Genomic DNA, 23,178 nt, shown 5'->3' on the forward strand with positions numbered 1-23,178 from the left:
GAGCCTATATGAAAAAGTTAAATCTACTAGCCCTTTTAGCAGTTATTTCAATAATCTTTGTTGGATGTACCAATACAGGGAATAAAGATAAAGGGAATCAAACGCTAATCGATCTGAGTTCTGTGGACTCCATTACAATCCATAATGATAGCGGCGGATTAATAACCATAACGGACCAAAAGCTAATAGAACGTTTCAATAAAGCTATACATACTGCTGAGTATGACAACGCGAAGCTTGATATTGCAGCACCTGATTATGAGGCTATTGTTGAATTGAAGAATAAAGAAAATGAAAAGTTCTCATTCTGGATTATGGGCAATAATAATGGTCTTTTCACCAAATCAGGAGTAAATGGGCATTACAAGTTATCTGAAACGGATAAGACTGCTTTGCTTACCTTATTTCAATCAAATGATCAGCATGTAGAATCCGATAATCTAAAGATAGATGAGACCATCAAGCGAATCACATTAGCAAACGCTCTAGCACATGGTTCAGTGAATGCTAACATAAAGGATGAATATACAGATCATGAAACCATAGATATTTTCGTCCGAGCCATCCGTACCGCTGAACAAATACCAGGGAATTTAAATACCGCAACGCCTAACTACGATATCGTTCTAATCTCAGATAATAATAAATATGCCTTTCATTTATGGATTAACGAGACAAGCGAGCAAGGCATGTTAATGAATGTGAACAAAACGGATACAGGCTACACACTTACTAAGGAATCAACTGCCGAGTTAAAGAAGATTCTGTTCTCGGAAGCAAAATTTAATGGTTTGGAGTTTAATACAGAACGGAACTCTATTGGAGATCTGGTGGCCAAACCGATTGGCCTATCCGAAAATAACTATCTGTTAAACGGTGGAGCAGTAGTTGAACTGCAAGGGATAGCTTATCATACCATTCATCTTTTCTATGGCGACCATAATGCTGTCAACGCTTTGTTAGCCCATGATCCTGCTTCGGATGAGGTAAAGGTGAAATGGAGCGACGAGCTCAACGATTCCAATAATCGCTGGAATAATGCTTTTATGAGCAACTATAATATGCTAATCCCGCTGGATGAGGATCATCTATTATTTCTGGAATCGGATGTGACGAAAAAAGCTGGGCAATATCATTTGTCCTCATATAATGTTCTTACAGGAAAGATTGAACGACTTCGGGAAAACTTCTGGCCGCTTTCTGATGATTATGATTACATTTATAAATTTCAATGGAAAGCTGATGAGCAAAAATTGTTTATGCAGAGTTATCTCGGCAATGTATGGATCTTTGATCTGAAAACAGGAAAGGACGATGTTCATCTTCTGAAATATCGCGTAATCCCACATTCGACGACCGGGGCGCCATCCCTGTTCCTCTCACCAACTTTTAAAAGATTTGTACATGATGATGAGAGCGGCGAATTAACCTTTTACGATAATAAAGGAGTTTCTCTTCGTACTGTTCCGTTACCACAAGAGCAATATGTACCTTCTGAGAAAATAAAGTGGAACCCGGCGGGCACGATTGCCTGGATGGATACAGCAGAAGTCAACGAAAACCGAATTCTTGACATCGATATCGATTATCTGAAAATAGCTGCACAAAAAATTAATTTTTATAATCAGGATGGTCTTTCCATCGGCTCCATTAAGACTGAAGGCAACCATGAAGATACAGCTATTGAAGTTGTGGGGTGGATGGACGCTAATGTAGCCGTGATAAAATCCTATACTGTAGAACTTATACACAAGGATAATGTAGGGCTTAATGTTAAGGATGTTTCTTATTATCTCTATGATGTAAAAAAGAAGCAGAAGGGGCAAGCTTTTCATCCATCCCTTCCCGTGCTACCGTTACTACAGATCTTCGAATGGGCGATGCCGATAATACGGGGGAGATCACTGTGAGTTTTAAAGAAATCACTTATAAAAAAGAAAAATAAAGAAGCCTCGGGAGTTTACCGTAACGATCACACAAGATCATTGGGGAAGCTTTCCGAGGCTTCTTTTTATATTTAAAAGACAAATATTTAAGAATTCTCGAATTCTATATTTGTCCCGCTGTAGAACGGACGGAGGACAGCAGGTCTAGCCGGAAGCCTTGTACTAGAGTGTCACCGTTCATAAGATCGGTCTCATATGCACGATTAAAGCCTAAGCGCTGGTACAGTTTGATGGCTGAAGACATCATTTCCGAGGTGTGTAGGTTCAAGGTGGTGGCACCCAACTGTAGTGATCTCCGTGCAGCATCGCGAATCAGAAGGGTTGCAACGCCAAGACCACGAGCGGATGGAGATACGGCTAGCAGACGTAGGATAGGGGAGTGAATCCCTAGCTCCGGTTTCCCGTAAGCCGTTTCCGAGGAGCTGAACAAGAGTGCGCTACCAACGATTTTCTTGTCGATTTCTGCGATGATCCGTACGAGCGGGGTATCACCATGAACGGAATCAAGAAGCGATTTCCGATACTCCAGCCACAACGGCTCAGGCATGATCTTCGAATATTGATGGTATGCATCTAACAGCACTTCGGCGATAGCATTACAATCTTTATTCTCAGCTTCACGGATAATGATCTTTTGTGACATGTTTTTGCTATCCCCTTTCAGACAAATGTTATGTTCATTCGAATGAAATTATTATATATGATAATTCCCAGTTGAATAAGAGGGTTTTTATAATTCTGATATAGGAATAGAAAAGTTCTATATGAAATAAACATAATGTTTGATTCAAAATCCGATTGATTTACACGGAATTAATAGTTGACAAAAAATAGGGCGATGACTAAGATATAAACAAAATCTATAGGTAAGCATCGCTATAATTCATTGTTTTTTCATCGGAATAGTAAAATTAATAAAAGCATAGGGGGATTAGGGATGAACATTGAAAATATTGAGGCCTTTGTCTACATCAATCATTATGGAAGCTTCAATAAGGCGGCCGAAGTCCTATATATCTCACAGCCGACAGTAACGGCCCGGATCCAATCGCTAGAAAGGGAACTGGATTGCAAAGTGTTTGATCGGTTGGGGAAGCAGATTAACCTGACGGATAAAGGTAAACAGTTTCTACCCTATGCCCAGCAGATTCTCCAGATTTATCAGAACGGAAAATATCAGGTTCAGGCTAAGGGGCACATTCCAAATGAACTGAGAATCGGCAGTACGGTCTCGGTTTCCAATTATTTAATGCCCCATCTGATGCTTCATTTAAAGCGCAGATATCCTCATATCACAATCAAGCTGATGACAGCTTCTACGGAAGTATTGACTGAAAAGTTAAAATCGAAGGAGCTTGATTTGGCTTTTATCCGTAAGGTCGTTAATCCGGCAATTCAAACCTTTCCTTTCTGCGAGGACCCCATCTCACTGTATGTACATGAGGGACACCGCTTTGCTAAAGCACAGCGGGCTTCACTGGAGGATATCCGCCAGGAAACGTTGGTTTTTTTTGAATGCGGATCTTTGGATTGGATGCGGCTGCATCGTGTATTTGAGAGTATGGAACAACCACCGAAGATTGAATATCAGGTAGATAACCTGGAGACAGCCAAAAAGCTGGTATTGAAAAAAGCAGGCATCTGTTTCCTTCCCGCCCTCAGTGTGCAGGAGGAAGTGGCGGTTGGGTCACTGATCCGGGTGGATATTGCGGAGACGGAAGGTATCTCCTTGCGAACCAGCCTGATTTCGCTAAATGGAGAGAACGCAGAATTCATCGAAACCCTGCTTGAACTCGGGATTGGAAAAGTGGGAGATCGACTAATTGTATAGATGTATTAAAAAACTCTATTAGCGCATGGACACATGCAGTGATAAAGTTAATTGCATATAATCACGACTATTTCGATAGGGATTATAAAGTTACTTTTCGAAAGGCTGGAGGGCATGTGATGAGTGAGGTATACAGGCTGGCAGAACTGAAGGATGCGGAGCAATTGCTAGATGTTACATATCGTGCCTATCAGCTGATTCGTGAACTCGGGCTGCATTGGCCGGCGGCCACAGCCGACTTGGCGCTTATTGAAGACAATATAGCTACGAATGAGTGTTATGTGCTTGAAGTTGACGGAACGATAGTTGCGACCATAACCCTTTCAAAGGAAGAAGAGATTAAGAAGATTAGCCCATTGCCTTTTATCAAATGGTTTGCTGCCCATCCAGATTATAGTAACAGAGGTTATGGTGGAAAACTTTTGGATTGGGTGGAAGAGAACATTATTGCTGGTCAGTTAGGTTCGGCTGCAGTCACGCTGGCAACGGCGAAGAAACATCCGTGGTTGGTTCAAATGTATGAACGCCGGGGGTACGAACGTTTTTTAGAACTGGATCAGCAGAACGGTGACGGCATTATGTATCTGATGAAAAAAACACTTACAGACAAACCACAGTTCATTTAAAGGGGATAAAACAATGAAAAAGTCCATTTCACTAGTATTTGCATCGGTATTGACACTGGCGATTGCTGGCTGCGGAAACAACAGTAACAGCGCTAGCAGCAATCAGAATGGAAATGCAGCAGAAGCTGCGGCACCGGCAAAGGATTCGGCAAAGGTAACTAAGATCATTGTGGGCACGGGTACTGCTTTTCCGAAAGTCTGCTTCATAGATGAGAATGGTAAACTCACCGGATTTGATGTGGAACTGCTCAAAGAAATCGATAAGCAGCTGCCAGAATATGAATTCGAATTTCAAACCATGGATTTCAGCAATCTGCTGCTGAGCCTGGAAACCAAAAAAATCGATTTGGTCGCCCATGTCATGGAGAAAAATCCGGAACGGGAGCTGAAATACTCTTTTAACAAAGAAGCCTATGCCCACTGGAGAAACCGCATTGTAGTGGCAAAGGATAATAATTCAATCCAATCGCTTGATGATCTCAAAGGGAAAAAGGTGCTTGTAGGTGCAACGAGTGCACAAGCACAAATACTCGAGAACTACAATAAAGAGAATGACAATGCGATTGATATCGTGTATCAGAATGGTGCAGCGAATGATACCGTCGCACAGATTAGTACTGGGCGTGTGGACGCTACGCTGGCTGCAGATTTTGTCCTGCCGATCATTGATCCGCAGAGTCAGCTAAAAGCTACGGGCGACGAGCTATCCTCCGCGGACATTCTCTATGTTTTCCGTAAGGATGATGCCGATTCACAAAAGCTGTCAGATGCGATTGACAGTGCGATTAAAGAGTTGAAGACAGACGGCACACTAGGCAAGCTTAGTACGGAATGGTTGGGTGCGGATGTTACAGCGGATTCGGTGAAATGATTGAGCCGGTGAGCACGGGAAGGGGGGGAATATATGGGCGCACAGTTTGATATCAGCTTTGTATTTTCGTTTTTGCCTAAGTTACTAGGGACTTTAAGCACCACGCTTCTGATTGTCGCCTGTTCTCTACTGACAGGAATTCTTGTCGGCTTTCTCGTAGCTCTGCCAAGACTTTATAAAGTGCCTGTGTTAAAAACCATCTCCGAAATCTATATTTCTTTTTTTCGGGGAACTCCGATTCTTATCCAGCTCTTCTTGTTTTATTATGGTCTGCCCGAAATTATGAAGCTGGTTCATGTCGATATGACCCGGACTCCGGTGCTTGTTTTTGTGATTCTTACTTACGGGCTGCATACGGGGGCATACATGTCCGAAATGATCCGGGCTTCTGTAATGGCGGTGGATAAGGGGCAGGTAGAGGCTGCTTATGCTACAGGGATGACGGGGTTTCAAGCCTTTACGCGAATCGTGCTGCCGCAGGCGCTCGGAATCGCAGTTCCGGTATTCTCCAATCTGGTGATTGCTCTACTGAAAGATACGTCATTGGCCTTTACTCTTGGGGTGATGGAAATGTCAGGTAAAGCACAGACGCTAGGCAGCTTAACTCAGCATTTTATTGAAACGTATATCGCGCTTGCGCTAATCTATCTGGTCATCAGCTTTACAATCGAGAAACTGCTGCTTATAGCAGAACGCCGGCTGCTGCGGCATGAGAAACGGAATACACCGGAGAAAAAATCGTTCAAAATCAACAAAAGCTGGTCCTACCGCCGCATCATTGCTGAACTTGGACCGGGTAAAGGAGGTAGCGGATTATGAAGCTGGACCCATCTTTTATCTGGACTGCTCTGGTGCAAATTTTAAGTGCAATTCCTGTGACCTTATCTATTACTGCTGTCTCAGTACTCATTGGATTTGTGATTGGTGTGGCTGTAGCGTTGATCCGGATATACAGAATTCCGCTGCTGTATCCGCTGGCTGTCGGTTATGTTACGTTCATCCGCGGGACACCGATGCTGACGCATCTTTTGCTTATCTATTTTGGGCTTCCCGTGTTAATCGATGGTCTGGCAGTGCAGTTCGGCTGGAGCTTCAGGTCGGTAGCCATTCCGATGATCGGTTTTGCCTATATTTCATTCTCGATTACAGCGGGAGCCTATATGTCCGAGGTCGTCCGTTCCGGTCTGCTTGCTGTGGATCGCGGTCAGCTGGAAGCGGCCCATTCTATCGGAATGACCACGCCCCAGGCACTGCGGCGGATTGTTTTTCCTCAGGCGCTGGCGGCGAGTCTACCTAATCTGTCAAATTCGGTAATTGGTATGCTGCATGGATCTACCCTTGCTTTTACCGTTTCGGTGGTGGATATCAATGCTAAGGCGCAAATTGTAGCTTCAACGAACTGGAAGTTTTTTGAGGCTTATCTGGCGGCAGCACTGATTTTCTGGGGACTTACGTTCCTGATCGAACGCGTGACGTCGCTGATTGAAAAAAGAATTAATCTGTACAATCGAGGTGGAGTAGCATGATCAAGCTTGCGCAAATTTCGAAGTCATTCGGTCGGAATCAGGTGCTCAACAATATAGATTTAACGGTGACGAAGGGTGAAGTTGTCGTCATTCTCGGTCCCAGCGGCTCAGGCAAAACGACACTTTTACGCTGTGTGAATTATCTGGAGAAGCCAAGCAGCGGAGAGATCGCCATCGGCGATTTCAAAGTGAACTGCAAACATCCCCGCAAAAAGGAGATTCATCTGCTCCGGCAAAAAACGGCAATGGTGTTCCAGCAGTACAATTTATTCCGCCATAAAACCGCGCTGGAGAACGTGATGGAGGGACTGCTGATTGTCAAAAAGCTTCCGAAGGACGAAGCGAAAAATCGGAGTATTGCCCTGCTTGAAAAGGTTGGTCTTGGCAGCAAGCTGGACGCCTATCCAAGTCAGCTGTCCGGAGGCCAGCAGCAGCGGGTTGGCATTGCCCGTGCCTTGGCGCTCGAGCCGGAGGTTATATTGTTCGACGAACCCACATCGGCGTTGGACCCAGAGTTAGTGGGTGAGGTGCTGGCCGTCATCCGTAAAATTGCCAAGGAAGGCATCACAATGATTGTGGTGACTCATGAAATGGGCTTTGCTCGCGATGTGGCGAATCATGTGGTTTTTATGGACGGAGGCGTCATTGTTGAAGAAGGGACTCCGGCAGAGCTGTTTAACCATCCGCGCGAAGAAAGAACGAAGCAGTTCCTGAAGCGGATCACACCTGAATTTAACTATTCCATATAGGAGGAAAAACAATGGTTATTACAATCAGCGTACTTGATCAAAGTCCGATCTATCCGGGAGAAACGCCGGAGGAAGCATTCCAGCATACGATCAAGCTGGCACAATTGTCCGAAGAGCTTGGATTCCACCGGTTCTGGGTTTCGGAGCATCATGACTCCGAGCAGGTAGCCGGTTCTTCCCCGGAAGTACTTATCTCACATCTTCTGGCTAAAACAGAGCGAATCCGCATTGGCTCCGGTGGCATCATGCTCCAGCATTACAGCCCATATAAGGTAGCGGAGAACTTCAATGTGCTGTCTACACTGGCTCCTGGACGAGTGGATCTCGGTGTGGGACGTGCTCCCGGTGGACTCCCACGTAGCACACAGGCACTACAGCAGGGAAAAGCTGAAACCCCAGACCTGACGGACAAAATCATCGAGCTGGAAAAGTATGTACATAACCGCCTCGAAGAAAACCATCCGCTGGCAGGGTTGAAGGCAGGTCCCCTTCCTGGTATTCCTCCTGAGTTGTATGTCCTTGGCGCGAGTGTAAGCAGCGCGGAAATTGCCGCTGAACTGGGGTTACCGTACGTATTCTCCCTGTTTATTAACAGCGATAAGGCGGTAGCGCTGGATGCCATTCGTGCTTACCGCAGCGGTTTCGCTTCTTCACAGGGCAGACAACCGCAAGCGATTATCGCTTTAGCGTTAGTGGTGGCTGAGACTGAGGAGGGAGCGAAAGAACTGGCAGGTGCGCATAAGCTGATCCGGATTCAACTGGCGAGCGGGAAGAAGCTGACAGTAGGGACCTTGGAACAGGCGGAGGAATTTGCCCGCCAGAGCAATGAGGCCTACACGATTGAAGAGCTGGAACCGGAGATTACCAAGGGAACAAAATCATCTGTCCGTGAACAGTTGTTGGAACTTTCAGAGGCATCCGGTGTCGAGGAGTTCATCATAACGACGAATGTACAGCCCTTTGACAAACGGCTCCGATCCTTTAAGCTACTGAGCGAAGCAATCGCTGAAGTGGCTGCAGAGGCATAAAGCGGGCGGGCTCGGTATCACACAGGAAATCGTGTAAAGGAGGGTGACTGTATATGACAAGTAAAGCTAAAGAGTTGAGTGCGGAAGCGCTTGAAGAAGAATTAATCGGGATACGCCGTCATCTGCACCGGCACCCGGAACTGTCCAATGAAGAATATGGCACAACAGAATATATTATTTCCTTGCTGGAGCGGGCAGGAGTCAGGATCGTAGAATACGGTCTGTCTACCGGCGTGATCGCAGAGATTGGCGGCAAAAAGCCCGGTTCGGTCATCGGACTGCGCGCAGATATTGATGCCTTGCCAATCCAGGAGGAAAGCGGAGTATCCTTCGCTTCATTATATCCCGGCAAAATGCATGCCTGCGGGCATGATTTCCATACGGCTGCCTTGATTGGTGCCGCCTATCAATTGAAACAGCGAGAGCAGCAATTACAGGGAACGGTGCGCCTGTTATTCCAACCAGCGGAGGAGAAGGCGCAGGGTGCACAGCGAATCATTGCTAGCGGGGCACTAGAAGACGTCCGGGCAGTGATCGGGCTGCATAACAAGCCAGACCTGCCAGTCGGAACCATCGGTATTAAGGGTGGTCCTTTAATGGCAGCAGCTGACGGGTTTGTGATTGAAGTGCAGGGTGGCAGTTCTCATGCTGCCGTTCCGGAAGCTGGCATAGACCCGATTGTAGCGGCTTCGCATATTGTGACGGCATTCCAGTCCATTGTAAGTCGCAATGTCAGTCCGCTGCAGAGTGCGGTGGTCAGTGTGACGCAGATTCACAGCGGCAATTCATGGAACATTATCCCCGAAAAAGCGGTGCTTGAAGGGACGATCCGCACCTTTGATGAAACGGTGCGCAGCAAAGTGCTGGAGCGGTTTCAAGAAGTGGCGGTCGGTGTAGCAGCGGCTCTTGGAGCAGAAGCTACCGTTCGCTGGATAGAAGGGCCACCTCCGGTTATCAACGATCCCTCCCTAGCAGCGCTTGGAGTTGAATCGGTCGAAGCTCTTGGCTACCGAGCGATTCAGCCAGAGCTTTCTCTGGCTGGAGAGGATTTCGCCTTCTATCAGCGCGTGGTACCCGGACTGTTCGTTTTTGTAGGTACTGAAGGAAGCCAGGAATGGCATCATCCGGCCTTCAATCTGGATGAACGTGCACTCCCTGTGGCAGCACGTTTCCTTGCGGATGTAGCTGTACGATCCCTAGTGCAGTACAGTCCCGAAGGAGGTGCAGAATTATAGCTGAACATAACAGTTACGATGTAATTATCGTCGGCGCAGGCTCGATGGGCATGAGTGCCGGTTACTATCTTGCGAAGCGCGGAGTGAAGACGCTGCTAATTGATGCCTTTGATCCTCCACATACACAGGGAAGCCATCACGGGGAAACGCGGCTGATCCGGCATGCTTACAGTGGTGATCCCGCCTACATTAATTTGGCTCTGCGGGCAGATCATTTATGGCAAGAAGCCGAGCAGTTGAGCGGAATAGAACTGCTTGTCCGCTCGGGCGTTTTGAATCTCGCAGATAGTGCAGTGTATTCCTTCAGCGGTCGTCTCGCGGAAGCAAAGAAACGGAAGGTGCAGGTCCAGCATCTGGATGCCGGAGAGATCCGGCGGCGCTGGCCGGGATTGAACATTCCGGAAACATTCGCAGCAATGTATGAACCAGATGCCGGGTATTTGTACAGCGAGCGCTGTATCTCCGCCTACCGCCAGCTTGCCCTTGGACAGGGTGCGGAACTGTTGACGAACACTTCGGTAGTAAACATCACCGCCCGCGAAAGCAGTGTAACAGTTCATACAACAAACGGCGATTATCACGGAGCGTCAGCTATCCTTAGTGCCGGAGCCTGGTTTGGTGCGTTAGCGCCTTTTGTGCATTTGCCAATCAAGGCGATCCGCAAAGTTGTGGGCTGGTTTGAGAGCTCACCTGCTTTTGCAGCCGGTAACTTCCCTGGCTTCACGCTAGGAGCTGAGGAAGGTGGCTATTATGGCTTTCCCAGCATTGCTGGAGCCGGTCTGAAGATCGGCCGGCACGATACGGGGCTGGAATGGAAACCAGGCACACTACTTGCTCCCTTTGGCAGTGAAACCAGCGATGAGCAAGACCTCCGAAGAGTACTGGAGACTTACATGCCGGGTGCAGCTGGCCGATTACTTAAAGGATCTGTATGCAAATATGAGCATACACCTGATGAAGATTTCATTATTGACCGCCATCCGCTCCACTCCAATGTGCTGGTAGCCGGAGGGTTCTCAGGGCATGGTTTTAAATTTTCTAGTGTTGTAGGTGAAATACTTGCTGATTTGGCGACAAGTGGAGCTACCAACCACAACATTCAACCTTTTGCGTTATCACGTTTTACACCTGATCATTCGCAAGCAGGCCTAATTTTGGAGGGGATTTAATGAGCAAAGTTCAAATTAGCAATTTTTTAAGTACGCACAACCAACTGGTGCATGCAACCGCAGGGTTATCAGAGGAACAGCTGAAATGGAAGGCAGCACCAACGAGTTGGAGTATTACTGAGGTGTTAGCCCATCTAGCTGATCACAGCATTGTGGTTTCGTTCCGTATACGTGATATTCTCGCTGCTACAACTGCGCAGCTGCCAGTCTTCAATCAGGACACTTGGGTCAGCGGCCAGTACGCCAATAGTGGTAGTGCTTCCGATAGTCTGGAGTTGTTCCGCAGCCTGCTTTATTATAACAGTCTATTGTTTGAACGACTCAGCGCAGAGGATTGGGAGAAAAGCGGGGTTAACTTCAAGGGGGAAAACGTTAAAATTTCCGATATCGTCCATAGCTTCACCGCACATGTAGAGAGACATCTTGGCCAGATTGAGCGAATCAAGCAGGGCGCAGCCAATGCATCGTTCGTGCAATGAATACTTTCATAGTTAGTTTTGCATGAAGTAAAACCTGGGAATCGTATGCTCACAAAACTTTTAGGAGGAATGAACATGACCAAACCAAAACAACTGAAGCTAGGCGCACTGCTGCATGGAGTAGGAGGCAGTACGTCGATGTGGCGCCATCCTGATGCTAAGCCGGATGCAAGTGTAAACTTTGAATTATACAAAGCGTGGGTACAGAAGGCAGAAGAAGGCAAGCTGGATCTGATCTTCATCGCAGACGGTTTGTACATTAATGAAAAGTCCATTCCGCATTTCCTTAACCGGTTTGAACCGCTGACCATTCTTAGCGCACTCGCCGCCGTCAGCACCAACATCGGTCTGGTTGGTACCCTTTCCACCTCCTACAGTGAACCGTTTACCGTCGCGCGTCAATTCGGCTCACTGGATGTAATCAGCGGTGGCCGGGCCGGCTGGAATGTGGTGACTTCACCGCTGGAAGGCTCTGCCTCGAATTACAGCAAAACAGAGCATCCTGACCATGGCAAGCGTTACCGTATTGCTACCGAATATTTGCAGGTGACACGCGGATTATGGGATTCCTGGGAGGATGATGCGTTTGTTCGAGATAAAGAAACAGGTGTATTCTTTGATCCGCAAAAAATGCATACCCTGGACCATCAAGGAGAGTTCTTCTCCGTGAAAGGACCGCTCAATATTGCTCGTTCGAAGCAGGGGCAGCCAGTCGTGTTTCAGGCAGGTTCCTCAGAAGTTGGTAAAAATTACGCCTCAAAGGAAGCGGATGCTATCTTCACTGGCCACGAAACGCTAGAAGATGCCCAGGCATTCTATAGCGATGTTAAGACACGGGTAGCTTCATTTGGCCGGGATCCGAATGAGGTGCTGATCTTTCCTGGTATTGCACCAATCATTGGCGACACATCAGAGGAAGCAGAGCGTAAATATCAGGAGGTTGCTGGTCTCGTGACGATTGAGAATGCACTGAACTATTTGGGCAGATTCTTCGAGCATCATGATTTCTCGCAATATCCGCTGGATGAACCGTTCCCTGAGCTTGGCGAGTTGGGGCGTAATAGTTTTCAGAGCGGCACGGATAAAATCAAAAAGGACGCGAAGGAGAGAGGCTTAACACTAAGACAGGTCGCCTTACAATCCGCTACCCCGCGCAGCAGCTTTATTGGCACACCTGAGCAAGTGGCTGATCAGATTCAAACCTGGTTTGAGGGTGGAGGAGCAGACGGATTTATGATCGCAGCTGCTGTTCCTAATGGACTGGAGGAATTCGTCGATCGGGTAGTGCCGATTCTGCAAGAGCGGGGCCTGTTCCGCACTGAATACGAAAGTAGCACCCTGCGTGGAAATCTCGGTATTCCATTGCCAGAGAACCGCTATTCCAAGGCTTCACAACCGGTAGGGCAAAAAGCCGTACATTAACAATAATAATTTGAATCGAATAATTAGCTTTCGTCATAAAAAATGTAACGCAGCCGTTTAAGGCTGCGTTTATTTGCGTGCGAGCGGAGCTTGTCTAACAACGTAAGCGCTTTAAAGAACCAATCAGAGCAATAGATAACCAATCACTGTTATATAGGCAGGGTTCCCGCTGCACCTTATGATAGAAATATCAAGGAGGGATGTAAATTGTACGCTAAGTTCTACAAGTACCGATGGCAATATTTAATGATTCTTCCGGGAGTGCTGTTGCTATTTTTGTTCAGCTATATTCCGATGGCAGGGATTCAGGTCGCCTTCCGCGACTTTCAGATTGGCACCTCGATCTGGAACAGCACATGGGTGGGATTAGACAACTTTTCTTTCCTGCAAGATCCCCAGTTTTTAACTGTCGTCAAAAATACGTTATATATATCTGTGCTTAAGTTCATCTTCGGATTCCCGGCACCGATTCTACTGGCACTGGTGATTAACGAGGTAACCCGGCCTGTATTTAAGCGATTCGTGCAATCGGTCAGCTATTTGCCTCATTTTTTCTCATGGATTGTAGTCGCTTACATCCTGCAGTCTTTTCTGACTTTGGATGGTGGGCTGGTCAATCAGTTCATCGAGAAAGCAGGTGGTGATCCTGTATTTTTTCTAGGTTCCACGGAGTGGTTCCGGCCCATGGTTATATTAAGCGGCTTGTGGAAAGAGACCGGATGGAACACGATTCTCTATTTGGCTGCGATCACAACGATTGATCCGCAATTGTATGAATCCGCCAAAGTAGAGGGTGCAGGAAAGCTAGCCCAGATTCGGCATATCACCTTCCCGGGTATTCTACCGACAATATCGATTGTGCTAATTCTGAGTATCCCAAGCCTGATTTCAGTAGGGATGGATCAGATTTATCCGCTGATGAATTCTGCTAATCAAGGGGTCGCGGATGTACTGGATACGTATATCATCCGCAACGGATTGCAGCAGGGATATTTTGGAATGGCGACCGCAGTGGGGTTGTTATCCTCAGTGATCAGCTTGATATTGGTTGTTTCGACTAATCAGTTATCTAGAAAAATAAATGGTGAAGGATTATGGTGATGGCATATGAAGCTCAGCAGAGGTGAAAAAATAGCTCAATACGTCATCGTCATAGTACTGGCAGGTCTGTGCTTGTCTGTACTATATCCATTCCTGTACATGCTGGCCATCTCACTGAATGACGGTGCAAGTGCGGTCAAAGGTGGCGTGTATCTATGGCCCAAAAATTTCACATTAATTAATTATGAGATTGTATTAGGAAATGAGATTATCCGCCAGTCTTATCTAATTACAATCGCTAGGACAGTCATTGGCACATTCGCAGGACTTATCGTCACACTTCTGGTGGCCTTTGGCTTGTCCTACCGCGGCCTTCCATTAAGAAGCACGATTCTAGGCTATATTCTTTTAACCATGCTATTCAGTGGAGGACTGGTTCCTTTCTATATTCAGCTTAATAATCTTGGGCTTATCAACACGTTCTGGGTGTATATTTTTCCCGGGCTGTTCTCGGTCTGGAACATGTTTGTCATGCTGAAGTTTATACAGGGAATCCCTGAAGCTCTGGTAGAATCCGCTGAAATAGATGGAGCCGGTCCTGTTCGTACTCTGATTCAGATTATTATTCCACTCTCTCAACCTATGCTTGCCGCACTTGGATTGTTTACCGCAGTGGGACACTGGAATGACTGGTTCGCCGGTGCTTTCTTCGTCACGAAGCAGAACCTGATTCCGGTGCAGACCTTCCTGCAGCAATTGCTCGCTGCTCAGGATTTATCCGCTGTCCTTGGCTCGAATACCAACCAGGAAGCTTTGGCGAGAAGCTCACAAATGCAGAATATTACACTGATGTCGATTAAGATGGCAGTCGTTATGGTGAGTGCAATCCCCATCCTGTGCGTGTATCCGTTCCTGCAGAAATATTTTGTGAAAGGAGTTCTTGTAGGGTCAGTAAAAGGCTGATTTTCAATAATAGAACAGGGGGAAAAATCAATGATATTCAAAAAAACGGGTCTAGCCGCTTTGGCTGCAGCAACCTTACTGATGTCTATTGCCGGATGCTCCGGATCAGGTGAGAATACTGCGAACAAGCCTGGAAGCGACAATGAAACGTCAAGTAACCTGCCCGCCAGTGGCTCGACTTCCTTTAATCTCTGGCTTGGATGGACGGCAACCATCAATAATGATAGTTTGGTCCAGAAATATTGGCGTGAACAGGAGCCTGGAGTAAATGTGAAGCTGGAAACCACTCAAGGCGACGCAATGACTGCACTTAATTTGAAGATAAACACAGGCGGCTTTGAAGATGCAGCTATCTTCAGCCGAAACGAAACGGTCAAAAGCGCGATGAACCGGTCGAAACAGCTTATGCCGCTAGAGCAGTATTTCGACATGCCTGACAAATATCCAGGACTGGCGTCTATTCCAAAGCAGTATCTGGAACTTATGAAGGATAATGAGGGTCATATCTGGTCCATTCCTACCTGGTTTGACCAAAACCCGGAAGATCCGTGGCCAGGCTGGGCATCTCAAGCCTGGATTGTCAGAAGTGATGTGCTGGAGAAAACAGGTATGACCAAAGAGGACTTAGCAACGTTAGAAGGAGTTGAGACCTTCCTTCGGAAAGCTGCAGAAGAGAAGGATGCTTCCGGCAAATCGCTTATTCCTCTATCATTCCTAATGGACACTAGTGATAATCTGGGCTGGAGCGATGAAAACGCGATTTTGACAGCATTCGGGGTGACTACAGCAGGTAATGGCGTTGACAAACGCGGCGATGATTTTGTATTCGCTTACGACGATCCCAATTATAAAGCAGCGTATCAATGGATGAACAAGATGTACCAGGAGAAGTTGATCGATCCAGAGGTCGTCACCAGCAAAAAAGAACAGTATACAGAAAAGAACAAATCAGGTCGTATTGCCTTCAATGTCGGCAGCTTCTGGAACATTCCTGCCTCAGCCTGGGAGACATTGGACGGTCCAACAGAGCCAGGGTGGTTTTACGAAGCGATCCCTTTTCCTAAAGTGGATGGTGTAGAGAAAGTCGGAATTAATCAGGTTACCAATCCGAATCCAGGCTATGATGTCTATGTTAGTGAAAAAACCAAAAATCTGGAAGCTATTCTGAAATTCTTCGATTATACCTTGCAACCAAAACCCGAGCAGCAGCAGGTCATTAATGAAGGACCGGCGGGATTATACTGGGATTGGATTGATCAACCGTTGGGCAAATGGAAATTCACAGACGAAACCTACAAGACGAGCCGCAATTCCGGAGACACCGCACAAAAAGCTAAAGTCACCCCTGAGCTTTACATGACTGCCTCTTACAGCAATGAATGGTACCCATGGTGGAACACAGAGGATGCAGGAAAAGCCGGAGCTGCTAAGACCATTAAGTTCACTGAGGCTATCGGCAAAATGGGAACGATCCGCGTGGCAGAGCCTTATGATCTATTCCAGATGAAACAGGGCGGCGCATGGGAGAAATATTCACCGGAGATCGAAAATATCCGCAAGGAATATCGAGCCAAGCTTTTAATGGCCAAAGACGAGGGGCAATTCGAAAAGAATTGGAGCGATTTCCAAGCAGCACTAGAGAAGCGTGGGCACTGGAGTGAAGTCAAGCAGGAGTGGCTGGATACGTACAAGGAGGAAGTAACAGCCTTGCAATAGACAACCGTGATGCTCTTTCAGTCGCGGATCGTAAACGATAAAAAATTAATGGAGCACCTCTCACTTGGAGGGGGCTCCCTTTGCACTTCATGGGGGGAATCTATGATTAAACAACAAATAGAGAAATGGATCATCCGTATGACCCGTTCCATGAACCTGAGGAGTAAAATTGTATTATTCTACGGACTCATTGTATTTCTCCCCACCGTACTGCTGGCTGCAGGTGCAGGGTACATGATGCTTCATACGGTGCGGGCCAATTATATGCTTACGATCAGGGAAGCCGTTCGGCAAAGTGCGCAGAGTATTGAATTCAGGAAGCAAAGCTATGATCTGCTGGCTACCCGAACGGCTACGGATGGTGAGCTGATCTCTAGATTAGCCAGGGACTATGCGGATATCGATGAACAATTGGGTACGGTCAATTATGTGGACCGATCCTTTCTGCTCACCAGCAAATACTTGCCAGGTATTGAGAATTTCCGAATCTATCATACCAACGATACACTAGTGCAAGATGGAGGGCTTCTGTGGAAGCCGGAAGAACGGAGCCTTTCGGGAATTCGAGAGCGGGATTGGTATACGAAAATGCTTCGCACAACAGACAATCTGGTATGGACTAATGCAGCTGACGACAGGACTAAGCTAGTGGTATCCCATAAAATTCTGAACGCGTATGGAGATGTTTACGGGATTGTGTACCTGTTACTGAACTATAACGGTGTCTTCATGGAATCGTTCGAACATCCTTTTGAAGGGGCCGGAGAATTGTATATCGTTGACGACAACGAACGCATTATTGCATCCTCGGAGCCCTCTGAAATTGGCAGCCGGTTATCCTCATCCTCCTTAGGTCAGTACTGGAACAACTCGTTGGAAACCTCAGCAACAAAAAGCGGGATGATGCTGATCACTCAGGAGATTAAGTCTGGCTGGACGGTTGCCGCACTTGTGCATCTTGACCGACTGGAGGAGCAGTCTACGCGGATTATGTACTATATCGGAGCAGGTATTGCATTTTTCCTGCTGCTGTCCATCTTTCTAATCATGATTGTACTTAAAAATGTGATTTGGCGGATCCGCAAGCTGGGCACCAGGATGACAGATATCTCACAGGGCTATTTCGAAGTTACAGTGAGAAACCGTGACAACGATGAGCTGGGGGAGCTTGAGGTATTGTTCAATTCCATGTCTGGCCGTTTGAGAAAACTGGTCGAAGAACATACAGAGGCCATGCTCAAAGAGCGGGAGCAATCATTCAGGGCGTTGCAGGCACAGATTAACCCTCATTTTATTTATAATTCGTTAAGCCTGATCCGTTGGCGGGCATTAGATCAGCAGGACGAATTGCAAATCCGAACCATAGATGCGCTGACGACATTCTATCGGCTGGCACTCAATAACCGGGTTAATGTGACGCTGATCCGTGACGAAATTGAGCATCTGAAAGCGTATATCGAAATTCAGCAGCTGCGTTATCCCGGTCAGGTATCCGTAGAGTGGCTGGTAGAGCCGGACGTTCTTGACCTGTACAGCATTAAGCTGATCCTACAGCCAACGGTCGAGAACTGTTATCTGCACGGGGGCATCACAACTAGAACTCATGCTTTTATACAAATTACGATCAAACGAGTGGAGAATACGGTGCAGTTTCAGATTTTTGATAATGGAAAAGGGATTGGCAGTGAGAAGCTGGAACAGATCCGTGCCGGCAGCTACACGGGTACGCAAAACGGATTCGGGATGAACAATATCCGTGAACGTCTTGCATTGTATTTTGGCACAGAGGGCCGCTTTGAGATTAAAAGTGTAGAAGACGAATGGACTTGTGTAACCATTGATATCCCTGTTTGCAAGGAAAGTCCTGAGATAAAAAAGGGGGATGGAGCTTAATGCGGGCATTAATTGTCGACGACGAGCCTATGCAGATTCAAGGGCTTCTTCGTCATATTGGCTGGAAAGCTCTGGGGTATGAGGAACCGTTAACTGCATTATCTGGTGAAGAAGCACTAACGATTCTAGGAGAAACTCCTGTGGATGTGCTGATCGCTGACGTCTCGATGCCCGGTATGACAGGGATCGAACTGCTCGCCAGATGCAGAGCGGATTATCCGTTACTCCAGTCTTTACAGACTGTGATGATCAGTGGATATGACGAGTTTGAATTTGTGCAGGAGGCTATACATCTGGGAGCTAAAGCTTACGTTCTGAAGCCCATCAAGACGGAAGAACTCGAAATGAAACTGGCTGCGTTCAGAGAAGTAGTTGAGAAGAAAAAACAGATTGAACAGGAAACCACTGTACTTAGGGAGAAAGTTACAGAGAGCTATGAGGTGCTGCAGGAACGTTTCGTCAAAGATATGGTCGAAGGCTGGATCCACAGTGATGAGCTGCTCGAATCCTGGCGGCGCCTGCTGGATCTGCCTAATGGGGAATGGCAGGCAACATTATTCCTGTTCGGATATGACCGCAGGTTCCTAGATAATCCGCATGATGCCAAGGATCGGATCCTGCTTAGCGAAGGGCTATTGAACTGCGTTAAGACTGGTCTATCTGGTTTCTCCGGTACCTATATAGGGAAGACAGGAGCGGATGAACTGGCCGTCATTGTGCTGAACGCAACGCCATTGGTGCGGGCAAGACTTGAGAAGCAGCTTGCGTTTATCCAAGATATCCTAAGAGAGCAGTATAAAGCCTCCGTCTCGGTCGGAATCAGCAGAGAGTGTTTGTTCTGGACGGAAATACCGTTGCTGTATAAGGAAGTAAGGCATATGATGAGCGGTGCCAGGCTGGCCGGCTACGGACAAATCCTCTATTTCGACCGGAACTTGATGAATGAATATCATGATTTCAGGTTGCGTGAAGAATACATTCCGGAAATCGTTAAGCTACTGGACAGAGGAGAGAGCGATAAAGCTTCCGCTTATTTCAATCATGCTTTCGAAGGGTTACTTGCACGAGAGCCTGTATCCTTTTCCTATGTGCAGGCTTTCGGAATGGGTTTGCTTAGCGAGCTAGCCAGAAAACTGAAGCGTGTACATGAGAAGGAAACAGAGATGAACATCCTCATGTGGCAGCGGTTGATCGACTGTACAGGCGTAGATGAAGTCAGGAAGGTCGTACTGGAATATTTGGCGCAATATGCTAAGCTTAATCAAAGAGAGCAGGTCGCTCAGCAGCATAACCTTATCCAGCGGGTCGCCTGCCAACTGGAGGAGCATCTGCATGAGAACATGACTGTTAAGCAGCTTGCTGAGCAGTTCCACTTGAATCACAGCTATTTAAGTGTTCTCTTCAAGAAAGAAATGGGCCGGACGATTTCCGACTTCGTGCAGGAAGCGCGTATGAACAAAGCCAAGGAACTGCTTCGTGACCCCAATATTAAGGTTTACGAGGTTGCCGAGCAGGTGGGCTTTCAGACCGCGGCTTATTTTGCCTTCCTTTTTAAGAAAACAACCGGCACTACACCTCAGGAGTTCAGAGATTATCATTATTAGGAGTGATATTTTGCAGACAAAGATCAGCCTGGAAGGCGAATGGAAGTTGCAATTGGATGAGGGAAAACAAGGACTGCTGGCATTGCCTTTTACAGATGTTATCACACTGCCCGGAACAACGTCCTACGCACGCAAAGGTCCGAAGAACGAGGATGTTTTAGTAAGCGCATTAACGGATGAGTATTTGTTTGAAGGGCAAGTCTGGTATTCAAAAGAGGTCGTCATTCCGGAAGAACTAGCCGGCAAAGTCTGCTTCCTATTTTTGGAACGTACGAGACTGACGACTCTATGGCTGGACCATCAGGAAATAGGCAGCCGTAACAGTCTAAATACCCCACATATATATGAGTTGCCGCAGCTTCAACCTGGGAATCATACGCTCACCATCCGCGTGGACAATACTGGTTACCCAACCAAAGGTGGACATTTAACGTCGCAGGATACCCAAACCAACTGGAACGGGATTACCGGACGTATGGAGCTTCAGTTCTATGGTGAGTCACGGCTCAGCGGCATCCGGCTCGATCCGGATCTCTCAGCCCGCTCAGTCCGAATCACGGCAACCTTGGACAGCAGGAATGAATCTATACTTACAGTGTCTGCTCAGAGCTTCAACAGCGACAATACACATGCTGTGGACGAGCGGGAGTACCCAGTCTCACCGGGTAGTTTTTCCGTCAACTATGAGCTAGGTCAAGACGCGCTGCTCTGGAGTGAAGGCGCTCCCAATCTTTATAACATAAACCTTGTTTTGAAAGACAGCGATGGATATATAACGGACCGACAGGAGCTCGTTTTTGGATTGAAGGAATTCCGGGCAGAGGGCGATAAGTTTACAATCAACGGAGAAAAAACCTTCCTCCGCGGCAAACATGACGGCCTGATCTTCCCGCTTACCGGTTATGCCCCGACTGACGTCGAGGAATGGGTAAGAATCCTGGGCATCTCCAAGTCTTACGGCATCAATCATTATCGCTTTCATACCTGCTGTCCGCCGGAAGCTGCTTTCACCGCAGCGGATATGCTCGGTATCTACATGCAACCAGAGCTTCCCTTCTGGGGAACAATCACAGAAGAAACCGATGAGGGCCATAATCAGGCGGAGCAGGACTATCTGATTAGCGAAGGCTATGCCATTCTTCAGGCTTTTGGCAATCACCCCTCCTTCGTGATGATGTCGCTTGGCAACGAGCTGTGGGGCAGCAAAGCCAAGATTGATTCCTTCCTAAAGGACTATAAAGCATTTGATAACCGGATTCTCTATACACAGGGGTCCAATAACCACCAATGGGTGCCAGAAATTCTGGAACATGACGATTTCTTCAGCGGCGTGCGCTTCTCCAGAGATCGGCTGTTCAGAGGCTCCTATGCGATGTGTGATGCTCCATTAGGTCATGTCCAGATTGATCTGCCAGGCACGATGAAAGACTATGACGATCAGATCGTCCCTCAGGATCTCTTCAACGGAGAGGGGATGGAAGCTGCCGCTGGCGGAGAGATCCAGATCCAGTATGGTACGGAAGCCAAGACGGTGAAGGCTGGAGACGCTTCCGCAGAATGGATACCGCACATTCCGGTAATCTCGCATGAGATCGGACAGTATGCTACCTATCCTAATTATGAGGAAATCGATAAATACAACGGTCCGCTCAAAGCTGAGAATTTCATAATTTTCCGTGAACGACTGGAAAGTAAAGGGCTGGGTCATTTGGCTGCCAAATATTTCGAATGCTCGGGGCAACTGGCAGTAGCTTGCTACAAAGAGGAACTCGAGGCGGCATTCCGCTCCCGGCGGCTTGCGGGCTTCCAACTGCTTGATTTGCAGGATTTCAGTGGCCAGGGAACGGCGCTGGTGGGTGTCCTCGACGCCTTTATGGATTCCAAAGGAATGATAAGTCCTGAGGACTGGCGAACTTTTTGTAATGATGCCGTTCTGTTGGCAAGATTCCCCAAGTATAACTATGTCTCTGGTGAATCGTTCGATGCCCATGTCGAACTGAGCTGTTTCCGCAGTGGTATGCCGAGTGCATTTGAACTGTATTGGGAGCTTACCGAGGATAACGGTATACTCGCCTCAGGTTCAACCGAGGTGGACGTACCTGCAGGAACGAATTATATCGATATCTGCGATCTGGCAATAAAACTACCTGTAGTTGACCGGATGAGTACTATCGTATTGTCCCTCTCCATACAGGGAACAGATATCCGTAAGAGCTATGACCTGTGGATTTATCCAGTGAAGAGTGGCAACATGCTGGAGGGTGTCCATGTCTTCGACAAGCTATCTGATGATGCACTTGCATTGCTGGAGCAAGGTGAGAATGTACTGCTTATGCCGAAACCGGAATCTCTCAAAAATGCTGTTGAAGGTTATTACTGCACAGATTTCTGGTGTTATCCAATGTTCCGCTCGATCTCAGAGAGCATGAACCGGCCAGTACCCATTGGTACTATGGGGCTGTTGATTGATAACAACCACCCGGCGCTGCGTGAGTTCCCGAGCGAGGAATATTCTACTTATCCTTGGTGGAGTATTGTTGAGAATTCGAAATCGCTCATCATGGATGCAACTGACCGCAACTGGAATCCCGTAGTGCAGACTATCGATAATTTTGAACGCAATCATAAGCTGAGTTTCCTAGTGGAATGCAGTGTAAGAGCAGGCAACCTGCTGATATGCGCATTGGATGCTGTTAAGGTTAGCGATACGCCGGAAGGCAGACAGTTCTTATCCAGCCTTGCGGGTTATATGAAATCAGACGATTTCAAACCACAGTACAAGGCCAATGTTGCGGAGCTACTAGAGCTGATCCAATAGGCAGAGGCAGGCGATTACTGAGCTACTTATCGCATTTCATATGGATGAACAGTCCAAGGGCGCTATACTAAAAACTACTTTTTTATTGAGTAAGACAGAAGGTTTCATCGTAAAAAACTCTAGAGCAGCGTTTCTCATAATAAAGAGAGATTCGCTGCTCTTAGTTTTTTGCTGCTTTTAGTTTATTGGTAGCCGCCAGCTTCAACTGTGTCATCGTTATCTGAGTCTCTGAGGGTTTCGGACCCAGATGACACTATTTGC

The 23,178-nt window shown here is 47.2% G+C and carries 19 protein-coding genes; 18 read left to right on the top strand and 1 reads right to left on the bottom strand.

Annotation, left to right across the window (positions count from 1 at the left end):
• Positions 1–8 precede the first annotated feature (8 nt).
• Positions 9–1,910, top strand: coding sequence for a hypothetical protein (locus MHH50_RS15195; protein ID WP_340034564.1), 1,902 nt, complete (start codon positions 9–11; stop codon positions 1,908–1,910).
• A gap of 139 nt (positions 1,911–2,049) precedes the next feature.
• Here the strand turns inward: MHH50_RS15195 and MHH50_RS15200 are convergent, their stop codons facing one another.
• Positions 2,050–2,589: a GNAT family N-acetyltransferase gene (locus tag MHH50_RS15200; protein WP_076302088.1), complete on the bottom strand. Its 540-nt coding sequence runs from the start codon at positions 2,587–2,589 to the stop codon at positions 2,050–2,052.
• Between the two features lie 294 nt (positions 2,590–2,883).
• Here MHH50_RS15200 and MHH50_RS15205 point away from each other — a divergent pair, with 294 nt between their 5' ends.
• The 17 genes from MHH50_RS15205 to MHH50_RS15285 all read left to right on the top strand — a co-directional run bounded on the left by MHH50_RS15205 (position 2,884) and on the right by MHH50_RS15285 (position 22,917).
• The gene (locus MHH50_RS15205) at positions 2,884–3,777 is read left to right on the top strand and encodes a LysR family transcriptional regulator (protein WP_076278492.1); all 894 of its coding nucleotides are present in this window, start codon (positions 2,884–2,886) and stop codon (positions 3,775–3,777) included.
• A gap of 119 nt (positions 3,778–3,896) precedes the next feature.
• The gene (locus MHH50_RS15210; protein ID WP_076133225.1) at positions 3,897–4,403 is read left to right on the top strand and encodes a GNAT family N-acetyltransferase; all 507 of its coding nucleotides are present in this window, start codon (positions 3,897–3,899) and stop codon (positions 4,401–4,403) included.
• A gap of 13 nt (positions 4,404–4,416) precedes the next feature.
• A complete protein-coding gene (locus MHH50_RS15215) occupies positions 4,417–5,274 on the top strand; it encodes a transporter substrate-binding domain-containing protein (protein WP_076125557.1) in 858 nt (285 codons plus the stop codon).
• A gap of 33 nt (positions 5,275–5,307) precedes the next feature.
• On the top strand, positions 5,308–6,093 hold the full coding sequence (locus tag MHH50_RS15220; RefSeq protein WP_076125555.1) for an amino acid ABC transporter permease: 786 nt from the start codon (positions 5,308–5,310) through the stop codon (positions 6,091–6,093).
• Complete coding sequence (locus MHH50_RS15225) at positions 6,090–6,800, top strand: amino acid ABC transporter permease (protein ID WP_076125553.1); 711 nt, start codon at positions 6,090–6,092, stop codon at positions 6,798–6,800. The genes MHH50_RS15220 and MHH50_RS15225 overlap by 4 nt, the downstream gene beginning before the upstream one ends.
• Positions 6,797–7,549: an amino acid ABC transporter ATP-binding protein gene (locus MHH50_RS15230; protein WP_076125552.1), complete on the top strand. Its 753-nt coding sequence runs from the start codon at positions 6,797–6,799 to the stop codon at positions 7,547–7,549. The genes MHH50_RS15225 and MHH50_RS15230 overlap by 4 nt, the downstream gene beginning before the upstream one ends.
• 11 nt (positions 7,550–7,560) lie before the next feature.
• On the top strand, positions 7,561–8,577 hold the full coding sequence (locus tag MHH50_RS15235; protein ID WP_340034565.1) for an LLM class flavin-dependent oxidoreductase: 1,017 nt from the start codon (positions 7,561–7,563) through the stop codon (positions 8,575–8,577).
• A gap of 53 nt (positions 8,578–8,630) precedes the next feature.
• Positions 8,631–9,812, top strand: a complete 1,182-nt coding sequence (locus MHH50_RS15240; RefSeq protein ID WP_076190342.1) for an amidohydrolase — start codon at positions 8,631–8,633, stop codon at positions 9,810–9,812.
• On the top strand, positions 9,809–10,981 hold the full coding sequence (solA, locus tag MHH50_RS15245) for an N-methyl-L-tryptophan oxidase (protein ID WP_076190341.1): 1,173 nt from the start codon (positions 9,809–9,811) through the stop codon (positions 10,979–10,981). The genes MHH50_RS15240 and solA overlap by 4 nt, the downstream gene beginning before the upstream one ends.
• Positions 10,981–11,460: a DinB family protein gene (locus MHH50_RS15250; RefSeq protein WP_076190340.1), complete on the top strand. Its 480-nt coding sequence runs from the start codon at positions 10,981–10,983 to the stop codon at positions 11,458–11,460. The genes solA and MHH50_RS15250 overlap by 1 nt, the downstream gene beginning before the upstream one ends.
• Positions 11,461–11,535: 75 nt before the next feature.
• Positions 11,536–12,882 (top strand): LLM class flavin-dependent oxidoreductase, encoded by a 1,347-nt coding sequence (locus MHH50_RS15255; RefSeq protein ID WP_076125544.1) that lies wholly within the window; start codon positions 11,536–11,538, stop codon positions 12,880–12,882.
• Between the two features lie 207 nt (positions 12,883–13,089).
• The gene (locus MHH50_RS15260) at positions 13,090–13,983 is read left to right on the top strand and encodes an ABC transporter permease subunit (RefSeq protein ID WP_081383282.1); all 894 of its coding nucleotides are present in this window, start codon (positions 13,090–13,092) and stop codon (positions 13,981–13,983) included.
• 6 nt (positions 13,984–13,989) lie between these two features.
• A complete protein-coding gene (locus MHH50_RS15265) occupies positions 13,990–14,886 on the top strand; it encodes a carbohydrate ABC transporter permease (protein WP_340034566.1) in 897 nt (298 codons plus the stop codon).
• 30 nt (positions 14,887–14,916) lie between these two features.
• Positions 14,917–16,602 carry a hypothetical protein gene (locus MHH50_RS15270; RefSeq protein ID WP_076276554.1) on the top strand — a complete coding sequence of 562 codons (1,686 nt, stop codon included), beginning with the start codon at positions 14,917–14,919 and terminating at the stop codon, positions 16,600–16,602.
• Positions 16,603–16,704: 102 nt separating this feature from the next.
• Positions 16,705–18,495 carry a sensor histidine kinase gene (locus MHH50_RS15275; protein ID WP_076190337.1) on the top strand — a complete coding sequence of 597 codons (1,791 nt, stop codon included), beginning with the start codon at positions 16,705–16,707 and terminating at the stop codon, positions 18,493–18,495.
• A complete protein-coding gene (locus tag MHH50_RS15280) occupies positions 18,495–20,099 on the top strand; it encodes a helix-turn-helix domain-containing protein (RefSeq protein WP_340034568.1) in 1,605 nt (534 codons plus the stop codon). The genes MHH50_RS15275 and MHH50_RS15280 overlap by 1 nt, the downstream gene beginning before the upstream one ends.
• Before the next feature lie 10 nt (positions 20,100–20,109).
• Positions 20,110–22,917: a glycoside hydrolase family 2 TIM barrel-domain containing protein gene (locus MHH50_RS15285; protein ID WP_340034569.1), complete on the top strand. Its 2,808-nt coding sequence runs from the start codon at positions 20,110–20,112 to the stop codon at positions 22,915–22,917.
• The last annotated feature ends 261 nt before the right edge of the window (positions 22,918–23,178 follow it).

This window comes from Paenibacillus sp. FSL H3-0302, assembly GCF_037982245.1.
Lineage (GTDB): Bacteria > Bacillota > Bacilli > Paenibacillales > Paenibacillaceae > Paenibacillus_AQ > Paenibacillus_AQ odorifer.

Bases quoted from the DNA above. Each gene is read 5' to 3' on its own strand.
- MHH50_RS15195 (WP_340034564.1), top strand. From the start codon at position 9: ATGAAAAAGTTAAATCTACTAGCCCTTTTAGCAGTTATTTCAATAATC.
- MHH50_RS15200 (WP_076302088.1), bottom strand. From the start codon at position 2,589: ATGTCACAAAAGATCATTATCCGTGAAGCTGAGAATAAAGATTGTAAT.
- MHH50_RS15205 (WP_076278492.1), top strand. From the start codon at position 2,884: ATGAACATTGAAAATATTGAGGCCTTTGTCTACATCAATCATTATGGA.
- MHH50_RS15210 (WP_076133225.1), top strand. From the start codon at position 3,897: ATGAGTGAGGTATACAGGCTGGCAGAACTGAAGGATGCGGAGCAATTG.
- MHH50_RS15215 (WP_076125557.1), top strand. From the start codon at position 4,417: ATGAAAAAGTCCATTTCACTAGTATTTGCATCGGTATTGACACTGGCG.
- MHH50_RS15220 (WP_076125555.1), top strand. From the start codon at position 5,308: ATGGGCGCACAGTTTGATATCAGCTTTGTATTTTCGTTTTTGCCTAAG.
- MHH50_RS15225 (WP_076125553.1), top strand. From the start codon at position 6,090: ATGAAGCTGGACCCATCTTTTATCTGGACTGCTCTGGTGCAAATTTTA.
- MHH50_RS15230 (WP_076125552.1), top strand. From the start codon at position 6,797: ATGATCAAGCTTGCGCAAATTTCGAAGTCATTCGGTCGGAATCAGGTG.
- MHH50_RS15235 (WP_340034565.1), top strand. From the start codon at position 7,561: ATGGTTATTACAATCAGCGTACTTGATCAAAGTCCGATCTATCCGGGA.
- MHH50_RS15240 (WP_076190342.1), top strand. From the start codon at position 8,631: ATGACAAGTAAAGCTAAAGAGTTGAGTGCGGAAGCGCTTGAAGAAGAA.
- MHH50_RS15250 (WP_076190340.1), top strand. From the start codon at position 10,981: ATGAGCAAAGTTCAAATTAGCAATTTTTTAAGTACGCACAACCAACTG.
- MHH50_RS15255 (WP_076125544.1), top strand. From the start codon at position 11,536: ATGACCAAACCAAAACAACTGAAGCTAGGCGCACTGCTGCATGGAGTA.
- MHH50_RS15265 (WP_340034566.1), top strand. From the start codon at position 13,990: ATGAAGCTCAGCAGAGGTGAAAAAATAGCTCAATACGTCATCGTCATA.
- MHH50_RS15270 (WP_076276554.1), top strand. From the start codon at position 14,917: ATGATATTCAAAAAAACGGGTCTAGCCGCTTTGGCTGCAGCAACCTTA.
- MHH50_RS15275 (WP_076190337.1), top strand. From the start codon at position 16,705: ATGATTAAACAACAAATAGAGAAATGGATCATCCGTATGACCCGTTCC.
- MHH50_RS15280 (WP_340034568.1), top strand. From the start codon at position 18,495: ATGCGGGCATTAATTGTCGACGACGAGCCTATGCAGATTCAAGGGCTT.